This window comes from Nocardia sp. CWNU-33, from assembly GCF_046764895.1.
Taxonomy (GTDB): Bacteria; Actinomycetota; Actinomycetes; order Mycobacteriales; family Mycobacteriaceae; genus Nocardia.
In genome coordinates this window covers 31052-50664 of sequence record NZ_JBKOQN010000035.1, presented here as the reverse complement: position 1 = coordinate 50664, position 19613 = coordinate 31052, and the positions used below count along the sequence as shown (strand labels likewise).

The following is a 19613-nucleotide window of genomic DNA, read 5'->3' as shown; positions in this document are numbered from 1 at the left end:
GTCGTGAACAGCAAAGCCGGGCGACGTGATTGAGATTGTGGGATGAATCAACCGAACACTACGTGTGCTGCGTTCCAGCGCATCGCCGCGATCGACCCCGAGGCGGTCGCGGTTCGCTCCATCGGAGGCGGACAGAGCCTGACCTGGCGTGAATACGCCGATCAGGTCAGGCACATCGCCGCCGGGCTCAACGCCCTCGGGATCGGCCGTGGCGACACCGTCGCGCTGATGATGGCCAACCGGGTCGAGTTCTATCCGCTGGAAGTGGGCGCCCAGCACACCGGCGCGACATCGTTCTCGGTGTACAACACCCTGGCTCCCGAGCAGTTGAGCTATGTGTTCACCAATGCCGAGAACCGGGTGGTGATCTGCGAGGAACAGTACGTCGACCGGGTGCGGTCGTGCGGGGTGCCGATCGAGACCATCGTGTGCGTCGATGCAGAGCATGCGGGAACCATCAGCGTCGCCGAACTCAAAGCCAAGGGCCGCACCGATTTCGACTTCGAAGCGACTTGGCAAGCCGTGCAGCCTCAGGACGTCGCGACATTGGTCTACACCTCTGGTACCACCGGAAACCCCAAGGGCGTCGAGATCACCCACGCGAACCTGCATGCCGAGGCGCACGCCTTCAACGCGGTGCTGCCGGTCGAATTCGGCGACCGCCAAACCTCCTTCCTGCCCAGCGCACACATGGCCGACCGGATGACCGCGCTGTATTTGCAGGAGTACTTCGGAACCCAGATCACCGTCGTGCCGGACCGGGCGTTGCTGCCCGCCGCATTATTGGACGTACATCCGACAATCTGGGGTGCGGTGCCGCGAGTGTGGGAAAAGCTCAAGGCCGCGGTCGAATTCTCGGTCGCCAACGAACCCGACGACGCCACCCGCGCCGCTTTGCAGTGGGCACTGAAGGTGGCAGCGCGCAAGGCGGCCGCACAGCTGGACGGACGACCGGTCGAGGCGGAGCTGGCGGCGGAATGGGCGAAGGCCGATGCAGCGGTGCTGTCGAAGCTGCGCGCGAAACTCGGTCTGGACCAGGTGAAGTGGGCGATTTCGGGTGCGGCGCCGATCCCGCCGGAGACCCTCGGGTTCTTCGCAGGCCTCGGCATCCCCATCTCCGAGATCTGGGGCATGTCCGAGCTGACGTGCGTGGCCAGCGCCAGCCCGCCGGCGCAGGCGCGCCTGGGCACGGTCGGTCGGTTGCTGCCCGGCATGGAGTCCACTATCGCTGAGGACGGCGAATTCCTGATCCGCGGTCCCCTGGTGATGCGTCGTTATCGCAAGGAGCCGGAGAAGACCACGGAAGCCATCGACGCCGAGGGCTGGCTGCACACCGGTGACATCCTCACCATCGACGCCGACGGATACCTGCGGGTGGTGGACCGTAAGAAGGAACTGATCATCAACTCCGCGGGAAAGAACATGTCCCCGGCCAACATCGAGAACGCGATCAAAGCCGCCGCGCCACTGGTCGGTGCGCTCGCCACCATCGGCGACGCGCGACCGTTCAACACTGCACTGATCGTGCTGGACGCCGAATCCGCCCAACCGTATGCCGCGCAGCACGGACTGCCCGACGCCTCCCCCGCCACACTCGCCGCCGATCCCGGCGTGATCGCCGAGATTGCGCGCGGCGTCGCCGCAGGCAACGCGCAGCTGTCGCGCGTCGAACAGATCAAACGCTTCACCATCCTGCCAACGTTCTGGGAACCCGGCGGCGACGAGGTCACCCTGACGATGAAGTTGCGCCGCAAGCCGATCGCCACGAAATACGCGGCGGCCATCGAGCAGCTCTATGCCGCCGAGCCCGAGGCGACGGTGCACGAGCCTGCCGAGTCGGTGGAACTGTCTGCGGGATAGCGGGTTTGGTGGTCGCCGACCAGCAGCAGGTCTACCCGCTCGAGCGCGGTCGCGAGAGCCTCTCGACTATGAAACACCCTGTGCTGCATCATGTTCAGTGATCCCTCGGATCACCTCGGTGCCACTGTGAACAGGCGCGGTGGTGTGTGGGTGGTTTCGCGGGCGCGCAGCTGCGAGCAGGATCACTATCCGCCTGCACCCGGCCCACGCATCCAGCGGGCGGATTGTTACTGGCCGACTGAGACGCTACGGACCTGGGTATGGACAACGTCTATTGCCGGCCGGGGATGCAGAGGGTTGGCAGCATATGCGGCCTCGCGTTGTCAGGCTGGAGGTCTACGGGCCCTGTTCGATCACTCGTAGTTCGGTGGGCTCGTCCAACGGCCACAGTTCTACCGCAAAGAGAAGGTGCAGAACTGCGTGTGATCAGCCAAAACTTCGAATTCGTGCACTTTGTCTCGGCTACTCACACGGGAAATCCTAGGTCGGGACGCATGTCGACAACATCGAGCTGTTGCCCTCTCGGTGATTGCCGCAGTCATGTCCTGCTCGGCAGCACCGATTCGGTCGGGGTGGGAAAGGTCTACAGCGAGAAGGTCAGTCGCTGCGGGCTGAGGTAGTCGGCCGGGTCGTGCATGGTGCGCAATTCCGGGCGCCATGCGGGGGTGAGGCGGGCCAGTTCCGTGCGCAGTGGGGTGTCGTAGCGGGCGGCGGGGCTGGTGAAACCGGGGAGCCAGTTGTCGTGGTGGCTGGGGACGAAGAGGTTCGGGCCGAGGGATTCGATGTAGCGGCGGGGGTCCCGTAGGCCGTTGGTGATCTGGTTGTAGCCCTGGACGGCACCGATCTGGACGTCGGTGGGGGCAAGGCCGGCCAGAACGTCGAACACGTGCGGGGCTTTCTCGCTCAGCGGGCCCGCTGAGTCGTGCCAGGTGAGTGTGAATCCGGGAACCCGGAACTGGTAGAGCAGGACACCGCCTTCGGGATCGCGCAGTCGCGGCAGGTTCTGCAGGACGCCTGCGAGCGACGGTGGGTGCCGCATGATCGGGCGTATATCCGGCGCCGGGAAGAACGGTGACGCCGGATCGCTGCGGTCCGGGGCGGTCGGGGCCGAATGCAGGTGACGGACGGCAGTCACCGCAACGTCGCCGACAGTGAATTCGTGACGTGCACCGATCAGGGTCTCGGCGTCGCCGAGCTCGGAGGTCGGGAACGACGGGTCCGACACTTGCGCGCGAATAGCGGCACAGTGCTCGGCGGTGCCGTGTACGACCGCGCCGCAAGCCTGCGCGATCCGGCCCGCGTCACCCGCGTGATCGAAATGTCCGTGCCCGATGAAGATCGCCTCGGGGCGCAGGTCGGCCAGGTCCTGCGCAGTGGCGGGCACATACCCCGAACTGGTGAACCGAGGAACCCACGCGTCGAGCAGGAACACCGATCCGCCGATTGCCAGCGCGAAAGTTGTGCATCCCACCCACGACAACACCACCCGGTCGGCGCGCACCGCTGCGGTTTGCGCGTCGATGATGTCGGCGCCGAAGAAACGCCTGCGCGCCACGACCGTTCGTTCGCCGTCCGGCTCGGTGGATGCTTCCAAACGACCGGCCGCGATCTGCGCGAGGGCATCGAAGGCGCCACCGAGCGCGGTGTGCCGACCGATCAGAACGCGCGGATGAATGTTGCACACGTGTGTACCAGATCACGGAATCGCAGCGCCGGCAAGGCAGACCACTGGCTGAGCGCCCGCCGCCCTGCTCACCGAGCAGCCTGCCGCCGCCGACATGCGTGGACAACACCGAACCAGGTCGCAGTGCCGGATTCGGGCGGTGGTGGGCCGGTCGACGGCGAGAGGCAGACCACCACTGCGCACTAGCTGTTACCACTCGTCAGAAAACGGGCGGGTGGCACGAGGCTTTAGAGCCGCACGCCCAGCAACGCATCGACCGCGGTCGCGACGAGGGCCGGGGCGTCGCGGTCCGCGCCGCCGTAACCGAGGGCCTGGTCGGCCCAGTTGTCCACGGCAGCCAAGGCTTTCGGGGTATCAAGATCATCGGCGAGGTGCTGGCGCAGGCGGGCGATGGTGTCCTCGGCGGTGGGGCCTGCGGCCAGCGACGTCGCGCGCCGCCACCGGTCCACGCGCTGGGTGGCCTCCGCGAGGACGGTGTCGGTCCACATGCGATCCTGGCGGTAGTGACCGGCGAGCAGGCCGAGGCGGATCGCGGCAGGGTCGGTGCCCGCGCGGCGCAGCTTGGATACCAGGACGAGGTTGCCCTTGGACTTGGACATCTTCTCGCCGTCGAGGCCGATCAGACCGGCGTGCACGTAGTGGCGGGCAAAGCGGCGGCCTGCAATGAGGGCTTCGGCGTGCGCGGCGGAATACTCGTGGTGGGGGTAGATGAGGTCGCTGCCGCCGCCCTGGACGTCGAACTCGGGTCCGACGCGGTTGAGCGCGATCGCTGCGCACTCGATGTGCCAGCCGGGACGACCCGCGCCGAAGGGAGCGGGCCAGGACGGTTCATCAGGGCGCGCGGCGCGCCACAGCAGTGCGTCGATGGTGTCACGCTTGCCCGGTCGGTCGGGGTCGCCGCCGCGCTCGGCGAACAGTCGCTCCATGGTGGCGCGGTCGTAGCCGGATTCGTAGCCGAACTGCTCGGTGGCGTCGGCGCGGAAGTAGATGTCGGGGAATTCGGCATCGTCGACGACATACGCCGCACCCGAGGCCAGCAGTTTCTGCACCAGTTCCACGACCTCGTCGACGGACTCGATGGCGCCGATGTAGTCGCGTGGCGGCACGATCCGCAGCGCGGACATGTCCGCACGGAACAACTCGATCTCGCGGGTGCCCAGCGCACGCCAGTCCAAGCCGTCGCGGGCGGCGCGCTCGAACAGCGGGTCGTCGACATCGGTCACGTTCTGCACGTAGTGCACGGTGTGGCCCGCGTCCCGCCACAACCGGTTCACCAGGTCGAAGGTGAGGTAGGTGGCCGCGTGCCCGAGGTGGGTGGCGTCGTAAGGGGTGATCCCACAGACGTACATGGTGGCGGTGGGGCCGGGGGTGACCGGCCGGACCTGTCGGTCGGCGGTGTCGAACAACCGCAACGGTGGCCCTGCGCCGGGGATGGTGGGAAGAGCGGTATCGGACCAGGACTGCATGATTCGAGGGTAAAGGTGTGGTCGAGATCATCGGCCTTCGCCCCGCCTGATTAGCGACGTAGCACACCCTTATGGCGGGTTTCGACCTGCGCAAATGTCGTGACCGGCGGATGTCAACATTTACGGTCTCGCTGGTTCGATGCGATGCGGTGTCGAATTGCGATGTCGGCGAACCGGGCGAATCGCGATCTCGCAGTCACCGATAGGGCCGCGCGGCCCGATGGTTGCGGGCCGGATCCAGCGCATCTGTCGGTGCTCGGGGATACCGTGGCCGGATGACTGTTCTCGGTGCCGTAGCGCTCCCCCGGATTCCTCCGGAACATCTTGCCGCAGTCGGCAATGCCGCGGAAGAGAGCGGGCTGGACGAACTCTGGTTGTGGGAGGACTGCTTCTGGGGCGGTGGTGTCGCGGCGGCCGCGACGGTGCTGGCGCGGACCGAGCGGGTGCGCGTCGGGATCGGGGTGATGCCGGTGCCGTTGCGCAATGTCGCACTGACCGCCATGGAGGTCGCTTCGTTGCTGCGGCTGCACCCCGGGCGGTTCCTGCCGGGATTCGGGCACGGTGTGCAGGAATGGATGGCGCAGGTCGGTGCCGGCGTCGAATCACCGATGACCTTGCTACGTGAACAGCTCGGCGCGTTGCGCGGATTGCTTTCCGGTCGAACCGTCACCACCGCCGGGCGCTATGTGCAGCTGGACGAGGTCGCGCTGGATTGGCCGCCGACTGTGCCTGCACCGATGCTGGCCGCCGCGAGTGGCCCGCGGACGCTGCGCCTGTCCGGCGAGCTCGCCGATGGCACCATCCTCACCTCGCGCACCGCTCCCGACGGTGTGCGCGCGGCGCGGGCGCTGATCGATGAGGGACGCGCCGAAGCCGGGCGAACCGAACCGCATCGGGTGATCGTGTACCTGGCCGCGGCCACCGGACCCGACGCAGACCGTCGTCTGGCGGCAAAGGCCGAGCAGAACGGATTCCAAGAGGGTGCGGGCATCGCCGGCGACCCCGATTCCATCGCCGACACGGTGCGCCGGTACGCGGCCGCAGGCGCGGACACCGTCGTGTTCGAACCCGCCGACGACGACCCGAACCCGGTCGAGTTCGTTCGATTCGTCGGCGAGAAAGTGCGCCCGCTGTTGGGTTGAGCTGTTGCGGCAGTGACAGCCACATGCGTCCTCGACCGTGCCGGAGCCCGCCGCACTAGCCCCCGGTGCCGTCACCGGCCGGTGTGCCCACGCTGATTGGTTCGAGCACGAAGACCGGGATCCGGCGATCGGTCTTGCGCTGGTAGTCGGCGTAGTCCGGGTACGCGTCCACCGCCCGGCGCCACCAGAGGGCCTTTTCGTCCCCGAATACCTCGCGCGCCCGGTACCCCAGGGTCATCGCGCCGTCCTGAAGCTCGATGACCGGCTCGGCGACCAGGCCGGCGTACCACTGCGGGTTGGTCGGCGCGCCCCCCTTGGACGCCACAGCCGCGTAGCACCCCTCGTGTTCGACACGCATCAGCGGCGCCTTGCGAAGCTTGCCGGTCTTGGCGCCCTGGTAGGTCATCAGCACGGTGGGCAGGCCACTGACCGTGACGCCGTCGGTCGTGCCGGTGCGTGCGATCTGCTCTACGTGCTCGCGGACCCACCCCGGCGCCCTCGGTTCGTCATCACCGGTCGACACGATGTCTTGATCAATGTGCCCGGCCTGCCGTGATTCCGCGACTAGACCGCGCCGGCGGCCATGTGGGTGGCGGGGGCGCCTGGCATCCACGTTGCCGGTCAGGGTCTGGAGGATGCCGGGTAGTTCTGCCACTGTCTCGGCGGGCAGGCCGGCCACGGTTTCTTCCGCCAGAGCGCACCATAGCTGCTTGACCTGGTGGGCTAGCGCTTTGCCGCTGTCTGTGAGTTCGACGATGCTGGCGCGCTTGTCGGAGGGAGCGGGTTTGCGGCGGATGTGGCCGGAGGATTCCAGCTTGCGGGCCATGAGCGTGACGCTGGGTGGCTCGCAGCCGAGCGCCTCGCTGAGCTGCGCCTGAATCATCGGGCCCGTCCGGGTGAGTTCGAGCAGGAGCGCCTCTTGCCCGGGGTGCAGGCCGAGTGGGGCCAGCAGCGCCGCAGCCCTGGCTCGGTGGCGCAGGCTCAGTAGGCGGATGGCCTGGTTGAGAGCGTCGGCTTGCTCGAAGTCCATGGAGTTCCCTTCGACAGATTAGTTATGTGAATAACATTATCCACATAACTAATCCGCGTGCGAAATCGAAGGAGCCGACATGTCCGGCTCTGTGCGAACGTCTGACCACAGCGCAATCAGCGCCCGTCGATGGACGCGACCCTGTCCCCGAATGCGAAGGGATGCGGCTCGCATTCGGCCATGAAATCTCCGGGGAACCCGAGCTGGAACGGGGCCGCGGCCTCCAGCCGTCGCACCGCGTCGTCGGTCAGCGTGAGCTGCGCCGTGCCCACATTGTCGGAGAGCTGGGCGACACTGCTGACGCTGATGATCGGCACGACCGCCGCCGACTTGTGTCGAAGCCAAGCCAGCGCCACCTGCGCGGGACGCACGCCCAACTCGGCGGCGACCTCCGCGACGGCTTGGGCCGCGGCACGGTCGCAGGCAGTGAGTTCGGCCGCCGAGACCCGGCGGCCGTTCGCGCCCGCGTGTACTTGGTGCCGAGGGCGAAACGGTCGCGGCGTTGGATCACCGCACCGAGCAGGCTCTCTCCTTCGCCGTAGGCCGATGCGGTGTCCAGGACATTGCCACCCGCGTCGGCATAAGCGTCGATGATGCGTCGACTTTCCTCGGCGTCATCGAAACCCATTGTGCCCAAGACGAGTTCAGAGATTCGTAAGCCGGTCGAGCCGAACAGTCGGTAGCGCATGCGCCAAGGCTGGTACACGACGCGACACCGGAGGGAGGCCCTGCCAGGGGCACCCTGCCGATCAGAACGCGGGCCAGGGAATCGGGCGGGCGGTGCGCGGCACCGGCATCACCGGGTCGTCCAGCAGTTCCTGGGTCCGATCGGCGAGTGCCCCGATCTCGGTGTCGGTGAGGTGCGGGGCGAGAGTGTCGGCAAGCTGACCGGGCAGCGCCTTCGCGAACGCGGTGATGTCGTCGAGCAGATCCTGGCCGACGCCGCGGCCTGCCCATCCCCACAGCACGGTACGGAGTTTGTGATCGCTGTGCAGGCAGATGCCGTGGTCGACCCCGTAGACCTGACCGTCGGTGCCTTCGAGTGCGTGCCCGCCCTTGCGGTCGGCGTTGTTGAGCAATAGGTCCAGCACCGCCATCCGCTGCAGGCGTGGATCGTCGGCGTGGATCAGCGACACCTCGTTGCCTGCCGGGTCGAGGGCGCGCAGAACTTCGCAGAAGCCGTCGGGGACCGCGCCCGCGGGCACCAGGTCGATCAGGTCGAGTCGGTTGCCCTGTGCGGTGTGGTTGTCCACGGCCTCCACCCAGCGCTGCACCATGCCGGGACCGTAGGGGCCCTCACGCAGGATGGTTTCCGGGATGACACCCCAGCCGAGCGCATCCGATATCAGATACGAGGCCACCTCGCGGCCCGCGAGGGTGCCGTCGGGGAAGTCCCACAGCGGTTGCTCACCGCGCACGGGCTTGTACACCACCCGCAGTGGCGCGCCGTCGGGATCCGTGCTCGCGGGCACGTCACAGACGAGGGTGACATTGCTTGCGACGGTTACCCGGCCGATCACCGTCAGCTCGGCGGTGTGCCACGCGGCCACCGGCTACTCCTCCAGCTCGGCGGCGCCGAAAATGTCCCCGCGCTTGTATCCGTTGGTTCGCACACACATGTGCCCGCGCGCCGAGAGTGGTTCGCCGCACAGCGGGCACGGCGGCCGCCCCGCGGCGATGACACGGGTCGAGCGCAGCGCGAATTCGCGCGCCTGGATGGGGGTCAGGAACACCCGCACCGCGTCCGGCCCCTCCTCGGTGTCATCGAGCACCACCGACTCGTCCACTTCGGTCTCGGTGATCGCCAGCAGCTCCACCACCACCGCTCCCGCGTCGGCGTCCCAGCCCAAGCCCATGGTGCCGACCCGGAATTCGGCATCGACCGGCGTCACCAGCGGATCCACATCGGCCACGTCGTCGGCCTGCGGCGGCACCTCGGCGCCGAAGCGCCGCGCGACCTCGTCCAACAGCAGACCCATGCGGTCGGCGAGCACCTTCACCTGCTGCTTCTCCAGCAGCACGCTGACGACGCGCGGTTCCTGCACGGCCTGCAAATAGAACGAACGATCGCCCGGCTCACCGACAGTCCCGGCGACGAAACGATCGGGGGTGCGGAATACATGGATTGCGCGTGACACATGCACCTCCTGATACGTGACCCTGATCGACTACCCGCGGCGCACAGACATTCAACACGCCGACTACTCGTTTACAAGGAATCTCGACGCTCCGCATTCCCATTATCCGCACTTCCGGTATCGCCTACCTCCCCGCCAGGAACGGGACCGGAGGTGTCGACCGGTTCGGCGTCCTGCGTGGCGCGGGAATCGGCCACCGGGCGTGGCATATTGGACGCCGCCAGCGCGGAAAGGTCGGTCCCGGTGTCGTTGACACGCCAGACATACGGTGCCGTCGGGGTGTAGCGGACGACGCTGATCGACGCGGGCTCCACCACGATGCGTTGAAATCCGTCCAAATGGATGCCGAACGCGTCGGCGAGCACCGACTTGATCACATCACCGTGCGAGCACGCCACCCACAGCACGTCGTGGCCGTGCTGCTCGGCGAATTTCCGGTCGAGTTCGCGGATCGCGGCCACCGCGCGGGCCTGCACCTGCGCGAGCCCTTCGCCCCCTGGGAACACCGCGCCGGAGGCGTGCTGTTGCACGACCTTCCACAGTGGTTCGGTGAGCAGGTCGGCCAACGGCCTGCCGGTCCATTCGCCGTAGTCGACCTCGATCAGCCGGTCGTCATATTCCGGTTCCAGGTCGAGTTTGTCCGCCAGCGGCGCTACCGTGCGCTGGCAGCGCAGTAGCGGTGAGTGCACGATGTGCTCGATCGGCAGTGCGGCGAGGCGGACGGCGAGCGCCCTGGCCTGTTCGTTGCCGCGCTCGGTCAGATCGACGCCTTGGCTGCGGCCCGCGAGTGTGCGGGCGGTGTTCGAAGTCGACACACCGTGTCGCAGCAGGATTACCGTCATGCGGTCAGCCTAATCATGTCGCCGACACCACCCCGCCCGCCAGCAGGCCCATCATGGTCAGCCCGAGCACGATACGGTAGCCGACGAACCAGTCCAGCGAGTGCTTGGCGACGAACTTGAGCAGCCACGCCACCGAGGCGTAGCCGACACCGAACGCCACGATCGTGGCGACGAGCAGCTGTGGGCCGCTGGCATTGAGTCCCTCTCCTGCCGGTTCGAACGCATCGGGCAGGCTGAACAGGCCGGACGCGGTCACCGCGGGAATGGCGAGCAGGAACGAGAACCGCACCGCGGCCTCGCGCTCGAGCCCGAGGAACAGACCGGCCGTGGCAGTAGCACCGGAGCGCGACACACCCGGGATCAACGCGAGGCACTGAGCGAAACCCATGACGAGCCCGTCGCGGGTGGTCAGCTGCTCGATCGGGCGGATCTTGCGACCGTAGTACTCACCGGCGGCGATGACCAGTGCGAACGCGATCAGCATGAACGACACCAGCCACAGGTTTCGGGCTCCCGTGCGGATCTGGTCTTTGAGCAGGAAGCCGAGCAGGCCGATGGGGATGGTCGCGATGATCACATACCAGCCGATGCGGTAGTCGAGTTCGCGCTGCGCGTCCTCGTCGAGAAGCAGGGGCTCGCCGGGTCGCATGATGGGAAACTTGGTGGTGACCTGGTCGGTGAGCGGCACGGTTTGCCTGGCGGGCCCGGACACCTTGCGCACCAGGGTGGTGAACCAGGCGCGCACGATGCGCCAGATGTCCTTGGCGAAGTACACCAGCACGGCGGCCTCGGTGCCCAGCTGGGTCACCGCGGTGAACGAGGCGCCCGCGTCGTCGCCGAAGAACACCGCCGACACGATGCGCAGGTGCGCCGAGGAGGAAATCGGCAGAAACTCGGTGAGCCCCTGCACCAGCCCGAGTATCAGCGCTTGCACCCAGGTCATGGACTCGCCGACCACGTACCGTCCTCCGCTTCTGCCCGAAATATCCGTTCCGGCTGGGCAATTGGTCCACAGGCGGGTCGCACTGACATGATCACCGCCGCAATCACGCAGCGACAGTACAGTGTCGAAGCGAGGATCGGGTGTCGGGGCGGTGACCAGCGCTGCGATCCGTCGCGGGTCCGTCGCGCCCGCGACACGCGGTGACAGCGGCAATGCGACGCACAGTGCACGTGACCGCCCGCATCCGCTCGCACGCTCTAGGCTTGGCGCCGTGACGAAATCGTGGACACGGTGATGGAACAGCGTACGGTCGGTCGCAGTGGCCTACGGGTGTCCCGGATCGGTTTGGCGACCCACACGTGGGGTTCGCATACGGATTCCGACGAAGCGGCCGTGCAGCTGGTGGCGTTCACCGATGCTGGTGGCACGCTGGTGGACACCTCCCCCGCCTACGGCGGCGGTGCGGCGCAACGGATCCTGGCCGAGCTGCTCGGTGACCTGGTCTCGCGTGACGATCTGGTGCTCAGTGGTTGTGCCGGTGTGCTGCCGAGGATTTCGCCTGCACCCGCAGGTCCGTCGGTGCCCGAGCCGGAACCGGCCCGCCCGACGGTGGACACCTCGCGGCGCACCCTGCTGCGTCAACTCGACCGGACGCTGCTCGAGCTCGGCACCGACTACCTCGACATCTGGAACGTCGCCGCCTGGGATCCGCGGACTCCGCTCGACGAAGTCGCGGCGACCCTCGAATTCGCGGTGCGCTCGGGGCGGGTCCGGTATGCGGGCGTGCGCGGGTTCGGCGCTTGGCAGTTGGCCAGTCTCGCCGCCATTGCGCCGATCTCCGTCGCGCAGGCGCCGTATTCGCTGCTGGCGCGCGGCTCCGAAGTTTCTTTCCTGCCTGCGGCCGATCACCACGGCGTCGGACTGATCGCGTCCGCCCCGTTGGCGGGCGGCATCCTCACCGGTAAATACCGTGACGGTGTGCCCGCCGATTCGCGGGGCGCCGACGAGGCGACCGCTGCCGAGATCCGCCACCGGCTCGACGAGCGCGCAACCCGGGTCGTGGACGCATTGGTCACCGCCGCCGACGGCCTGGCCACCTCGCCGCTCGCGGTGGCGCTTGCGTGGATTCGGGATCGCCCCGGCGTCGCGAGCATGATCGTCGGCGCCCGCGACATCGGGCAGCTCACCGGTGTGCTCGCCGCGGAGGCTCTCGAACTGCCGCGTGCCATCGCGGCCGCTCTGGACGACGTCAGTGCACGCACGGAATGACGCAAGTTAGCCTTGCCTGCATGAGGTGTGTGACGTCGAGGCATTCAGCTTCTCCGGCGTGCTTGTCCGGGCCCGCGCCCGTCCAGGCGCGACCGATCGGCGGCGTCCGAAGTGGATGGGAGCGTGCGGTCTATGCCGTCCTCGCGCTGGCCATCCTCGTCGGGGTCACCGCGTGCGGCACCGGCAGCGATGCCACGACCTCCGGGCGTCAGGGACAGAGCACTGCCACGCTGGCGAATCTCGACCCCACGCCGATCGGGCCGGAACCGACCCCGACCCTGCCTGCGACGGTGCGGTCGTTCGACGGCTCCGAGGTCACCGTCACCAGCGCGAGCCGCATTATCGCCGCCGACCGCTACGGCACCCTCGCGCAGATCGTGTGGGCGTTGGGCCTGGGTCCCAAAATCGTCGGCCGCAGTACCGCTGCCTCGTTCCCCGCGGTGCAGAACGTGCCCAACGTGACCGGCGGCAGCGGTTCGCTGAACGTGGAATCAATTCTGGCGCTGCGTCCTTCGGTGTTCCTCACCGACAGCACCAGCGCCGCGCCCGCGGTGCGCGAGCAGTTGCGCGCGGCAGGTGTCACCGTCGTGTACTTCGACCCGCAACGCACGATGGACGGTGTGGTGCCCCAGATCGAGGCCGTCGCAGGCGCCCTCGGCGTTCCCGACAGCGGGCAGGCTCTCGCCCAGCGCACCCGCGACGAGATCGCCGCTGCGAGCGCCGCCGTCCCGAGGCAGGACAAGCCCCTCACCATCGCCTTCCTCTACCTGCGCAGCACCGCCATCACCATGCTCGCTGGCCCCGGCTCCGGCGCGGATGCACTCATCGCCGCATTGGGTGCCAAGGACGCGGGCGCCGTGGCAGGACTGAAGGAACCCTTCGTCGCGATCACCAGCGAGGCCATGATCGGCGCCGCCCCCGACGTGCTGCTTGTCATGACCGACGGCCTGCATTCGGTCGGCGGCGTCGACGGATTGGAGAAGGTCCCCGGCATCGCGCAAACTCCCGCAGGCCGCAACCGACGTGTGGTCGATATGTCCGACGCGGTCCTGCTGAGCTTCGGCCCGAACACCGGCCGCGTCATCGCAGCCCTGAGCGAGGCCGTGTACGGCACCCGACCGGCATGAGCACGGGCGGCGCGCAAGTAGTCGATGGAACGGACTCGGGTCCGTTCGAAGCAGCTTCTGGTGTATTCGGGATCGAAGCCGGTCTATTCGGCACGAGTTCGAGCCTCATCGGAACGACCGCCCCGGCGGTTCGGGCAACCGACCCGTTCGGCACGAACCTGTTCGGGGCGGTGTCGGGTCGAAGAGCCATCGCCTGCGACCGCAATGGCATGTCCCAGGCGGTGCAGACCGGCACAGATTCCGGCCGGATCGCCGCAGAGTCTCGAAGGAACGGGACTCCGAGGCCGGTGGCAGCACGCACAGGCGAGGTGCTGTGGTGAGCGGAGCGACGTCGGGGAGCACCTCGATCGATCGGTCGATGCCGCACAGCCCGCAGCCGACTGCTCCGAAATCCCGTGGCCGTTCGCGCACCGCGATCGTCTTCGTTGTCGCGGTGGCCGTGCTGGTTCTGCTCGCACTGGCTTCCGCTGCGATCGGGCAGGTGCCGACCACGCCCGCCGAGGTGGCGGGCAGTGTGGTGCATCGGATCGGTCTGGACTGGGGGCCGATGCCCGCCCATCCTGCCGGTGAGGTGACGTTGTGGCAGGTCCGTTTCCCGCGGGTGGTGCTGGCGATGCTGGTGGGTGCGGCATTAGCGACAGCGGGTGCATTGTTGCAGGGCGTGTTCGCCAATCCGCTCGCCGAGCCCGGTGTGATCGGAGTGTCGGCGGGTGCCGCGGTCGGTGCGGGGACCGTGATCGTGTTCGGCGGCGCGTTCGTCGCCGCGTGGTCGGTCGCGGCGGCGGCGTTCGTGGCGGGGCTGGCAACCACCCTGCTCGTGTATGTGCTTGCCCGATCCAATGGGCGCACCGAGGTGGTCACCCTGGTGCTCACCGGCGTCGCGATCAATGCCTTCGCAGGCGGCCTCATCGCCTTCCTGCTGTTCGTCGCTTCTCCCGCCGCCCGCGATCAGATCGTGTTCTGGCAACTGGGCAGTCTCAACGGCGCCACCTGGGCCTCGGTGCGCGTGGTCGCGCCACTCACCGCTGTCGGCGTGCTCGCCGCGATCCTCATCGCACCGCGCCTGGACCTGCTGGCCCTCGGCGAGTCCGCCGCCCGCCATCTGGGTGTCGACGTAGAACGCTTGCGCCGCAACGTCATCCTGGTCGTCGCGATCCTGGCCACCGCGGGCGTCGCCTTCACCGGCATCATCCTGTTCGTCGGCTTGATCGTCCCGCACCTGGTCCGCATGCTCGTCGGCCCCGCCCACCGCGTCCTGATCCCCTTGAGCGCCATCATCGGCGCGGTGGTCCTGCTCGCCGCCGACGTGGGCGCCCGCTCCCTCGTCGATAACGCTGACCTCCCCCTCGGCATGCTCACCTCCCTCATCGGCGGCCCCTTTTTCTTCTGGCTGCTGCGCCGAACACGCGCCCGCGCGGGAGGATGGGCATGACCGGCTCATCGACGCATTTCCCGCGTACCTCGGCCGCGGCTTCTGCGCCGGTAAACGGCTGGTGGTCGTTGCGTGGCGGCTGCCGCCAGAGCACTGACCGGAGTTTCGATGGCGCGGCACGGTCGGAACAGTTCCGACAGGCCCTGCTGCTTGCTGCGGACTCGGACATGTTCTCCCGCACTGAGCGGCGCGACCGCGTCGTGTCGGGACGTCCCCGCAGGTTCGGTCCGCGCAGCGCGCAATCAAACCAGTTATCCGGCGCTGGGCGACGTGGCGGCCGGAGTCACCGTGTGACAGGCATGCCCTTCGGTCTCGATGGGGTCCTTGCCTGGACGGATGAATCGCCTGCGACAACCGGCCGCGTGGCCGAGGTGGTCATTGGGGGCGGCACATGAGCGGCATGCGGCACGGGCTCGGCGGGGTTTTTGCGCGGACGCACGAGCTGCCGGTAGCGCACGAACGGGATTCGGTCACGCTGCGCGCTGTCGGTGTGAGCATCGATCGACGTGATGCCACCGGATCGGGAAGTCGTCGTGTGCTCGAGGCGGTGAACTTCGAGGTCGTTGCCGGGCAGGTCGTCGCATTGGTGGGCCCGAACGGTGCCGGCAAGTCCACGTTGCTTGCCGCCCTCGCGGGCGAGCTCGCCCCGGCCGAAGGGGCGGTCGAACTCGACGGGCGGTCGTTGGCCCACTGGTCTGCGCTCGATATGGCGCGCCGGCGCGCCGTGCTCCCGCAGAGCCACACCGTCGGGTTCCCGTTCACCGCGCGCGAAGTCGTCGCCATGGGACGTGCGCCGTGGGTGCGCACCCGGCTGCGTGCGCTCGACGACGAGAAGATCGCCGCCGCCATGGCCGCCACCGACGTGGAACACCTTGCGGCTCGGTCGTTTCCGACACTGTCGGGCGGCGAACGCGCGCGCGTCGCGCTGGCCCGCGTCCTCGCCCAGGACACCGCAACCCTGCTTCTGGACGAGCCCACCGCCGCCCTGGACCTCGGCCATCAAGAGGCCGTGCTGAACCTCGCAACCACCCGCGCCGATGAAGGCGCGGCCGTTGTCGTCGTCCTGCACGACCTCGGCATCGCCGCCGCCTACGCCGATCGTGTCGCCGTTCTGGAATCCGGCCGTGTCGCTGCCGATGGCCCGCCTCGCGCCGTCCTCACCACCGAACTGCTCAGTCGCGTTTACCAACACCCCGTCGAGGTACTCGACCACCCGGTAACCGGCGCCCAACTCGTCCTGCCGGTCCGCCGCTGAGCCGTACGGTCCTCGGGTCGAAGCCCCGGACGACCGAAGCTGTCATGACGTGGGTCGGGGAGCAAAAGAACCGACGAGCGTGGTTGCCGCGAGCGGCTGCAGCAACGCTCGGCCACGGACTGGGACGCCGTGCGTACGCACCGGCGCCCGGATGTTGTCCTGCCGAGAAGCAATATGAATCGGGCCCTCGTGATCGGCGTCGGAGGATGGAGATCGTGACCTACCGTGTGATCGGCCGGCAGCAGCACGGATCTAGCGGCGGTCACGCGCTGTCGGGAATACTTCCGCCTGCCCGATATCGACAATCAATCCACCCTGCGCACCGGCGCGCACCGCGGCCGTGATCGCCCACATCGCGAAGAATCCGACACCGGCGATCGGTCCGGCCACCTGATACCAGGCGAGCGCGCCACCGCCGAACCACAACAATTCGAGGGCCAGACGCCAGCCGCCGTACGGCTGAAATCTCGCGGTCGTCCCGGTACCGAACAGCGCCCACATGAGGGTGAACAGTGCGGGCGCGCCCAGACCCGCGACGATCCGGGTTGGCCCCGGAATCCTGAAGCTGGCCCCAGCCCCAAAGTAAGGCCGCCTGAAGCTGAGGTTCCGGCTTGGCCGGAGAGCCATCCAGGTCCGTTTGTCCTGGACGGTAGCCGGGTTGGCTATCTGTTCCGCTTCCTTGGAAGTGGAACAACCCGACGTCGCGCCGAACACGCCGCGGTCGGTGATCGGACACCAGGGCGAACCGGAACGGCATTCGTTCCGGAAATCGTTCCACCGAAGATGTTCCGAAAGGCATGTACGGCAGCGAATTCCGGTACATTTCGGGTGTGGCGAACGCGCCACAGCATCCGGTCGGCGGACTCGAACTCGGCTACGCCCGAGTCTCGACCACCAAGCAAAGCCTGGAACGCCAACTCGACGCCCTCACCGCCGCAGGCCTGCCAGATGAGCGGATCTACCTCGACAAAAAGACCGGGGCGGCCGTCGACCGGCCCGGACTGGCCAAACTGCTCGAATACGCACGCCCCGGCGACACCATCGTGGCCTACACACTCGACCGGCTCGGCCGGAACCTGCGCGAGGTACTGAACCTCGTCCACGACCTCAGCAAAAAGGGAATCGGTGTGCGCACGCTGGCCGACCCCATCCCGATCAACACCGCCGACGAAGGCATGGCCCGCATCGCGTTCCTGCTGCTCGCCCTGTTCGCGGAGATGGAACGCACCTTCACCGCCGAACGCGCCGCCCACGCCCGCAACGTCGCCGAATCCAAGGGCCGCCACATCGGCCGACCCACCGCCTGGCCTGACGGCAAGATCGACTATGCCCGGCTGCTCCGCGAACAAGGAAACAGCCTCGGTGAAATCACGAGCAAGACCGGCATCTCGAAGACATCACTGCACCGCTACCTCACGCTGGCGACCGAACAAGAACAGTGATCGCGGTGGCTACCTGGCTGAACAGGGCTTCATGTACCAGGTGACACGACCGTTAACGGCACTCCTATTAGGTCGATTCGGCCGCGCGGGTGCGGGTGGCGGTCGGTGTCTCGCCGGTGTGCCTGCGGTAGATGCGTCGGAAGGCCGCCGGATCGGCGTAACCCACCGCGCCCGCGATCACGTCGACGGGCTCGCGCGTGGTCGTGAGTAGGGTGGCCGCCTGCCCGACCCGGAGGCGATGAACGTACTGGGTGGGTGAGACGCCGACGCGGTCGCGGATGCGGCGGGTCAGAGTGCGCGGAGAAACCGCTGCGACACTGGCCAATTCGTCCAGCGATAGTTGCCGGTGCAGATTGGCGTGCACGTGCTGTTGCACGGCGCGTAGCACCGGGTCGGTGGCCCGTAGATGCTCGAGCACCATGTAGCGCGACTGCGACATGCGGGCATCGAGCACCAGGTAGTGAGCCACCTGCTCGGCCAGTGCACCGCTGCCGAGGCGGGCGACCAGCGCCAGCAGCAGATCTGTGTGGGCGAAAGCCGCACCGGCGGTGAGTATTGCGCCGCTGTCGACCACCATGCGATCGGAGTGCACGGTGACATCGGGGAAGCGGCGGGCCAACAGCGGCGCCAGCCACCAAGTAGTGGTGGCGGCCCGGCCCGACAGCAGCCCCGAGGCCGCGAGCACGAAGACAGCCGAGCAGGAGGCAGCTACCGTAGCGCCGGAATCAGCGGCACGCCGGATGATTTCGACGGCCTGCATGGTCTGGGGTCGGGTCAGCAGTTCCGCGACACGCGCTTCGCTGGACGCGGACGGCCCCGGCAGCACCAGAATATCGCCGGGTTCGAACTCCGCCGCGCCGAGCGGGGTTTCGGTATCGACGCTGATCAGCCGCCCACCGCTGGATCGGACCGGCAGCCCATCGAGTGATGCGACGCGCTGCCGCAGCCGCCCGCCCGTCGTGTCACCGGCGATCCCGGCTGCCGTGTCGACGATGTCGATACCGAGGCCGAGTGCACCTTCGAGCACACCGTCCAGCGCAAGGTGGGTAATCATGTGGCGAGACTAGACCGAAGAGTGGCGATCTTGCCAATGGCGGTGTGCTGACCTGCTGCGGCAGGGTTTGGGGTGTGCAGCAATCTCTCCCGCAGGATTCTCTCGACGACGACCTCGCCGATTTCGCACCCCGGTCGATCACGCTCGACGGAGTAGCCCGCACGGTGTACGTCAGCGGCACCGGACCGGCGGTCATCGTCATGGCGGAAATGCCCGGCATCAGTCCCGATGTGGCTCGCTTCGCCCGCTGGGTGCGCGACGCCGGGCTCACCGTCTACCTGCCGTCACTGTTCGGCCGCGACGGTGCCTATCCGGAGGCAGAGGCCGGCGTGGAAGTCTTCAAACGAGCCTGTGTCAGCGCGGAATTCCGGGCCTTCGGCGCGGGCAAGTCCAGCCCGGTCGCGGTGTGGCTGCGTGCGCTGGCAGCCCTGGCCCATCGCGAATGCGGCGGTCTCGGCGTCGGCGCGCTGGGTATGTGCTTCACCGGGAATTTCGCGCTCACCATGATGCTCGAGCCCGCGATGCTGGCGCCGGTGCTGTGCCAGCCGTCGCTGCCACTGGATGATCCTGGCGGACTGGAGATTTCGCCCGGTGAGCTCGCGGCCGTGCGGGAGCGACTCGATCGCGATGATCTCGTGGTGCGCGCCTATCGCTTCGAGGGCGACCGCTTCTGCACCGCGCAGCGTTTCGCCGCCTACGCCGCAGCGCTGGGTCCGCGTTTCGAGCCGCGAGTGCTGCCCGCCGACGCGGCGAATCCCTCTCCGCCGCCGTTTTTCTCGCAGATCGTCGGCTGCCCGCACAGTGTGGTCACCGCGCATCTGGTCGATACGGCGGGGGAGCCGACCGCCGCGGCCCGCGACGAGATCCTCGCCTTTCTCGTGGACCGGCTGACTGCGGACGTCCCGTTGCAGTGACATAGCGTCCACTGC

18 protein-coding genes and 2 pseudogenes are annotated in these 19613 nt (G+C 67.8%); 8 read left to right on the top strand and 12 right to left on the bottom strand.

Annotation, left to right across the window (positions count from 1 at the left end; genetic code table 11):
• Nucleotides 1–42: 42 nt before the first annotated feature.
• The gene (fadD11, locus tag ACLMAL_RS32510) at nucleotides 43–1860 is read left to right on the top strand and encodes a fatty acid--CoA ligase FadD11 (RefSeq protein ID WP_412002559.1); all 1818 of its coding nucleotides are present in this window, start codon (nucleotides 43–45) and stop codon (nucleotides 1858–1860) included.
• 583 nt (nucleotides 1861–2443) lie between these two features.
• On the opposite strand, the gene ACLMAL_RS32505 is transcribed toward fadD11, so the two are convergent.
• Complete coding sequence (locus ACLMAL_RS32505; RefSeq protein WP_412002558.1) at nucleotides 2444–3544, bottom strand: MBL fold metallo-hydrolase; 1101 nt, start codon at nucleotides 3542–3544, stop codon at nucleotides 2444–2446.
• A gap of 227 nt (nucleotides 3545–3771) precedes the next feature.
• Complete coding sequence (gene mshC / locus ACLMAL_RS32500; RefSeq protein WP_412002557.1) at nucleotides 3772–5010, bottom strand: cysteine--1-D-myo-inosityl 2-amino-2-deoxy-alpha-D-glucopyranoside ligase; 1239 nt, start codon at nucleotides 5008–5010, stop codon at nucleotides 3772–3774.
• Nucleotides 5011–5285: 275 nt separating this feature from the next.
• On the opposite strand from mshC, the gene ACLMAL_RS32495 reads away from it, so the two are divergent.
• Nucleotides 5286–6152, top strand: a complete 867-nt coding sequence (locus ACLMAL_RS32495) for an LLM class flavin-dependent oxidoreductase (protein WP_412002556.1) — start codon at nucleotides 5286–5288, stop codon at nucleotides 6150–6152.
• 55 nt (nucleotides 6153–6207) lie between these two features.
• Here the strand turns inward: ACLMAL_RS32495 and ACLMAL_RS32490 are convergent, their stop codons facing one another.
• From ACLMAL_RS32490 to ACLMAL_RS32455, 8 genes and pseudogenes are all read right to left on the bottom strand, one after another.
• Nucleotides 6208–6678: a nitroreductase family deazaflavin-dependent oxidoreductase gene (locus ACLMAL_RS32490; RefSeq protein WP_412002580.1), complete on the bottom strand. Its 471-nt coding sequence runs from the start codon at nucleotides 6676–6678 to the stop codon at nucleotides 6208–6210.
• Nucleotides 6679–6924: 246 nt separating this feature from the next.
• Nucleotides 6925–7182: pseudogene (locus tag ACLMAL_RS32485) on the bottom strand (MarR family transcriptional regulator); the annotation flags it as partial.
• A 116-nt stretch (nucleotides 7183–7298) separates the two neighbouring features.
• Nucleotides 7299–7730, bottom strand: coding sequence for an aldo/keto reductase (locus ACLMAL_RS32480; RefSeq protein WP_412002579.1), 432 nt, complete (start codon nucleotides 7728–7730; stop codon nucleotides 7299–7301).
• A pseudogene (locus tag ACLMAL_RS32475) lies at nucleotides 7683–7870 on the bottom strand (aldo/keto reductase); the annotation flags it as partial. The pseudogene ACLMAL_RS32475 and the gene ACLMAL_RS32480, both read right to left, overlap by 48 nt.
• Before the next feature lie 61 nt (nucleotides 7871–7931).
• Nucleotides 7932–8732, bottom strand: coding sequence for an SCO1664 family protein (locus ACLMAL_RS32470; protein WP_412002555.1), 801 nt, complete (start codon nucleotides 8730–8732; stop codon nucleotides 7932–7934).
• Between the two features lie 3 nt (nucleotides 8733–8735).
• The gene (locus ACLMAL_RS32465) at nucleotides 8736–9320 is read right to left on the bottom strand and encodes a DUF3090 domain-containing protein (protein WP_328400927.1); all 585 of its coding nucleotides are present in this window, start codon (nucleotides 9318–9320) and stop codon (nucleotides 8736–8738) included.
• Nucleotides 9321–9391: 71 nt separating this feature from the next.
• Nucleotides 9392–10162: a histidine phosphatase family protein gene (locus ACLMAL_RS32460; RefSeq protein WP_412002554.1), complete on the bottom strand. Its 771-nt coding sequence runs from the start codon at nucleotides 10160–10162 to the stop codon at nucleotides 9392–9394.
• Nucleotides 10163–10175: 13 nt separating this feature from the next.
• The gene (locus ACLMAL_RS32455; protein WP_412002578.1) at nucleotides 10176–11105 is read right to left on the bottom strand and encodes an undecaprenyl-diphosphate phosphatase; all 930 of its coding nucleotides are present in this window, start codon (nucleotides 11103–11105) and stop codon (nucleotides 10176–10178) included.
• Between the two features lie 294 nt (nucleotides 11106–11399).
• Between ACLMAL_RS32455 and ACLMAL_RS32450 the strand changes: the two genes are divergently transcribed.
• The 4 genes from ACLMAL_RS32450 to ACLMAL_RS32435 all read left to right on the top strand — a co-directional run bounded on the left by ACLMAL_RS32450 (nucleotide 11400) and on the right by ACLMAL_RS32435 (nucleotide 16188).
• The gene (locus tag ACLMAL_RS32450; RefSeq protein ID WP_412002553.1) at nucleotides 11400–12374 is read left to right on the top strand and encodes an aldo/keto reductase; all 975 of its coding nucleotides are present in this window, start codon (nucleotides 11400–11402) and stop codon (nucleotides 12372–12374) included.
• Between the two features lie 20 nt (nucleotides 12375–12394).
• Nucleotides 12395–13501, top strand: a complete 1107-nt coding sequence (locus ACLMAL_RS32445; RefSeq protein WP_412002552.1) for a heme/hemin ABC transporter substrate-binding protein — start codon at nucleotides 12395–12397, stop codon at nucleotides 13499–13501.
• A gap of 358 nt (nucleotides 13502–13859) precedes the next feature.
• Nucleotides 13860–14933, top strand: coding sequence for a FecCD family ABC transporter permease (locus ACLMAL_RS32440; protein ID WP_412002577.1), 1074 nt, complete (start codon nucleotides 13860–13862; stop codon nucleotides 14931–14933).
• 391 nt (nucleotides 14934–15324) lie between these two features.
• A complete protein-coding gene (locus ACLMAL_RS32435; protein ID WP_412002551.1) occupies nucleotides 15325–16188 on the top strand; it encodes a heme ABC transporter ATP-binding protein in 864 nt (287 codons plus the stop codon).
• Nucleotides 16189–16440: 252 nt separating this feature from the next.
• On the opposite strand, the gene ACLMAL_RS32430 is transcribed toward ACLMAL_RS32435, so the two are convergent.
• On the bottom strand, nucleotides 16441–16902 hold the full coding sequence (locus ACLMAL_RS32430) for a YrdB family protein (protein WP_412002550.1): 462 nt from the start codon (nucleotides 16900–16902) through the stop codon (nucleotides 16441–16443).
• A 116-nt stretch (nucleotides 16903–17018) separates the two neighbouring features.
• Here ACLMAL_RS32430 and ACLMAL_RS32425 point away from each other — a divergent pair, with 116 nt between their 5' ends.
• Nucleotides 17019–17630 (top strand): recombinase family protein, encoded by a 612-nt coding sequence (locus ACLMAL_RS32425; protein WP_412002549.1) that lies wholly within the window; start codon nucleotides 17019–17021, stop codon nucleotides 17628–17630.
• Between the two features lie 67 nt (nucleotides 17631–17697).
• Here the strand turns inward: ACLMAL_RS32425 and ACLMAL_RS32420 are convergent, their stop codons facing one another.
• A complete protein-coding gene (locus ACLMAL_RS32420; protein ID WP_412002548.1) occupies nucleotides 17698–18684 on the bottom strand; it encodes a GlxA family transcriptional regulator in 987 nt (328 codons plus the stop codon).
• 74 nt (nucleotides 18685–18758) lie between these two features.
• Here ACLMAL_RS32420 and ACLMAL_RS32415 point away from each other — a divergent pair, with 74 nt between their 5' ends.
• A complete protein-coding gene (locus ACLMAL_RS32415; RefSeq protein ID WP_412002547.1) occupies nucleotides 18759–19598 on the top strand; it encodes a dienelactone hydrolase family protein in 840 nt (279 codons plus the stop codon).
• Nucleotides 19599–19613: the final 15 nt, after the last annotated feature.

Bases quoted from the DNA above. Each gene is read 5' to 3' on its own strand.
- ACLMAL_RS32455 (WP_412002578.1), bottom strand. From the start codon at position 11,105: ATGACCTGGGTGCAAGCGCTGATACTCGGGCTGGTGCAGGGGCTCACC.
- ACLMAL_RS32420 (WP_412002548.1), bottom strand. From the start codon at position 18,684: ATGATTACCCACCTTGCGCTGGACGGTGTGCTCGAAGGTGCACTCGGC.
- ACLMAL_RS32460 (WP_412002554.1), bottom strand. From the start codon at position 10,162: ATGACGGTAATCCTGCTGCGACACGGTGTGTCGACTTCGAACACCGCC.
- ACLMAL_RS32440 (WP_412002577.1), top strand. From the start codon at position 13,860: ATGCCGCACAGCCCGCAGCCGACTGCTCCGAAATCCCGTGGCCGTTCG.
- ACLMAL_RS32445 (WP_412002552.1), top strand. From the start codon at position 12,395: ATGAGGTGTGTGACGTCGAGGCATTCAGCTTCTCCGGCGTGCTTGTCC.
- fadD11 (WP_412002559.1), top strand. From the start codon at position 43: ATGAATCAACCGAACACTACGTGTGCTGCGTTCCAGCGCATCGCCGCG.
- ACLMAL_RS32435 (WP_412002551.1), top strand. From the start codon at position 15,325: ATGAGCGGCATGCGGCACGGGCTCGGCGGGGTTTTTGCGCGGACGCAC.
- mshC (WP_412002557.1), bottom strand. From the start codon at position 5,010: ATGCAGTCCTGGTCCGATACCGCTCTTCCCACCATCCCCGGCGCAGGG.
- ACLMAL_RS32450 (WP_412002553.1), top strand. From the start codon at position 11,400: ATGGAACAGCGTACGGTCGGTCGCAGTGGCCTACGGGTGTCCCGGATC.
- ACLMAL_RS32495 (WP_412002556.1), top strand. From the start codon at position 5,286: ATGACTGTTCTCGGTGCCGTAGCGCTCCCCCGGATTCCTCCGGAACAT.